Origin of the sequence: Pseudooceanicola lipolyticus (genome assembly GCF_002786325.1) — a bacterium.
GTDB classification, from domain to species: domain Bacteria; phylum Pseudomonadota; class Alphaproteobacteria; order Rhodobacterales; family Rhodobacteraceae; genus Pseudooceanicola_C; species Pseudooceanicola_C lipolyticus.
On the sequence record NZ_PGTB01000295.1, the window covers coordinates 1 to 2,465 of the forward strand.

4 protein-coding genes are annotated in these 2,465 nt (G+C 67.5%); 2 read left to right on the forward strand and 2 right to left on the reverse strand.

From position 1 onward, the window contains the following. A partial coding sequence (locus CVM52_RS25165; protein WP_133119991.1) for an RNA polymerase sigma factor occupies positions 1 to 293 on the reverse strand: 293 nt, incomplete at its 3' end. A 248-nt stretch (positions 294 to 541) separates the two neighbouring features. Between CVM52_RS25165 and CVM52_RS25170 the strand changes: the two genes are divergently transcribed. Together CVM52_RS25170 and CVM52_RS25175 are read left to right on the forward strand one after the other, a co-directional pair. Next, positions 542 to 781 (forward strand): EF-hand domain-containing protein, encoded by a 240-nt coding sequence (locus CVM52_RS25170; protein ID WP_100165002.1) that lies wholly within the window; start codon positions 542 to 544, stop codon positions 779 to 781. A gap of 299 nt (positions 782 to 1,080) precedes the next feature. Continuing rightward, the gene (locus CVM52_RS25175) at positions 1,081 to 1,593 is read left to right on the forward strand and encodes an outer membrane protein (protein ID WP_100165003.1); all 513 of its coding nucleotides are present in this window, start codon (positions 1,081 to 1,083) and stop codon (positions 1,591 to 1,593) included. A 92-nt stretch (positions 1,594 to 1,685) separates the two neighbouring features. Here the strand turns inward: CVM52_RS25175 and CVM52_RS25180 are convergent. Further along, a partial coding sequence (locus CVM52_RS25180) for a pyridoxal phosphate-dependent aminotransferase (protein ID WP_133119992.1) occupies positions 1,686 to 2,465 on the reverse strand: 780 nt, incomplete at its 5' end.

Sequence of the window (2,465 nt, forward strand, 5' to 3'; positions counted from 1 at the left end):
TCGGCGCAGGCCAGGCGGCGGAAGGCGTCGGGCGGGGTGGCGGCCATGTCGTCGCAGTAGGCATCCACCGGGCGGCGGGCGCGCCAGTGCGACCGCGCCAGGTTGCCCAGCGCGGTCATCGCATAGGCCTCGATATTGTCGATGCCGGCGCCGCGCGACTTCTGCCAAACCTTCATCGCTGCTTCCTGCGCCATGTCCTCGGCCGCTTCCCGGTCCGAGGTCAGCCGCTTTGCCCGCCGGTGCAGGCGGGCCAGGACCGCGTCAAAGGACGCGGTGTCGTGGTGATGTCTCATGTTGAGCCCCCTCAATAATTCACCATGCCCTGACAGATACGTGCGCTTTTGCCTTTGCCCAGACGGGGCTTTCCGCCGATGGCGGTTGACGGGGTGTTTTCAGCGGTGCCTTGCCGGAGCCAGGGGCGAAATCGGCGGGGAATGGCGCGCCCGGATCTGGCGCGGAACGCAAATCGCTCCTGGCGCGTCTGACCCCGTGAAGGCGACGGAAACCGCGCCTTCTTAAAAACCAAACGTGGAGTGAAAAGATGAAAACCCTTGTAGCACCTGCATTTGCCATCCTTTGCCTGGCCGCACCCGCCTGGGCCGCAACCCAGCTGGACGCCGATGGCGATGGCCGGGTGACACTGGACGAGGTGCAAGTCGTGCACCCGGACATCACCGAGGAGATCTTTACCGCGATGGATGCCAATGCCGATGGCACCCTGGACGAGGACGAGATCGTCGCCGCGCAGAATGCAGGCGTGATGCCCGACAGCCGGGGCTAACCGGAATACGGTCCGCCTGGCGGTCGTCTGCCCAACCCGTTCCGGCCGCCAGGTTTGCCGCGGTGTCCGGCCTGTCCCCAAACAGGCCGGGCACCGTTTTTTATATGCGGCATCGACCGCCTGGGCGCAGGGCGGGTTTCGCGATGCCCTGGCCGCTCCCGAAGACGTGACAGGGCGGCCCTTGAACCCGGCCGCCGGCACCTCATTTCTTGGTCAAACACAGCCCTGATCGGGGGCCTTCGCCTTGCGCGGCGATCCCGATCCGAGGCTGAGGCATGAGCAGTACAGGAGGACCAGGGATGAAAGCGGGATTATTGGCCTTGGCCGTCGCCGCAACCCTTGCAGCACCGGTTGCCGCCGAGGACTGGACCGGGCCCTATGCGGGCCTTGGTGTCGGGCGCGGTGACGTGGACGGCCCGGGCGCCCAGGATGGCGACGGCACCACCTATGGTTTCCATGCTGGCTATGACTATGACATGGGCAGCGTGGTTCTGGGCGCCGAGCTGGAATATAACTGGGCCGATATCGAACTGGGCGGCGGCGGCGTGGTCGACACGTTCAGCCGGCTCAAGCTGCGGGCCGGTTATGATTTCGGCCCGGCGCTGGGCTATGTCGTTGCCGGGACCTCGCGGGCCGATACCTCGCTGGGGGACGAAACCGGCGCGGTCTATGGCCTGGGCGTGGCCTATGCGCTGCGCGACGGTATCACGCTGAGCGGCGAGTGGCTGCGCGACGATTTCGACACCTTCGGTATCCCCCGATCCGACCTGACTTCGGACAGTTTCAACCTTAGGGCATCGTTCCGGTTCTGATCCGGCGATCGCCCGCGGCGGGTGCCCTTCACCCGGCCCCGCAGGGCAGTGCCTGCCGGTCCCCCCAGCAGGTGCTGCCTGACCTCTTTGCCTTACTGTGCAACCTGGGTGTTCTGCGCCGCCAGGTCGGCGGCAAAGGTGCAGAGCCGGCTGAGCGCCGCGGCAAAGGCGTCGTCCTCGATGGTCATCGCCACGCGGATATGGCCGGCGGCGGCGCTGCCAAAGCTTTCGCCCGGCATCACCGCGATATGATGCGTCTCCAACAGCGCAGTGGCAAAGCCTTCGCCATCCAGGCCGGTGGCGCGGATATCCAGCATCAGGTACATCGCCCCCTGCGACGGGATCAGGCCGACGCAGGACTGCTGGGCCAGGATGGCATGGGCCAGTTGCCGGCGGCGGCGGAACGGCGCGGCGATCTCGGCCTCCAGCTCGTCGCCGGCGGTCAGCGCAAACACGGCGGCATCCTGCACGAAGCCGGGCACGCCGTAGGTGGTGTTGGTGGCCAGGTCGATCAGCCGCTCGATGGCTTCGGGCGGCCCGGCGATCCAGCCGCAGCGCGACCCGGTCATCGCGTGGCTTTTCGACATCGAGCCGATCACCAGCGTCCGGTCGGCCAGGCCGGGCAGGGCGCGGGGCGACAGGTGCTCGCCCTCCCAGACCTGGGTGTCATAGACCTCGTCCGAGATCAGCCACAGGTCATGGTCCTGGCAGGTCTGCGCGACATGCGCCAGCGTGGCGCGGTCATAGACCACCCCGGTCGGGTTATTGGGCGAATTGATCAGCAATGAGGTGGCGCCCGGCGCCGCCTGTGCCAGCGCCTCGGGGCGCGGCAGGAAGGCGTCGGCGGCGCGGGTGACGATGGCGCGCGGCCG

Bases quoted from the DNA above. Each gene is read 5' to 3' on its own strand.
- CVM52_RS25170 (WP_100165002.1), top strand. From the start codon at position 542: ATGAAAACCCTTGTAGCACCTGCATTTGCCATCCTTTGCCTGGCCGCA.
- CVM52_RS25175 (WP_100165003.1), top strand. From the start codon at position 1,081: ATGAAAGCGGGATTATTGGCCTTGGCCGTCGCCGCAACCCTTGCAGCA.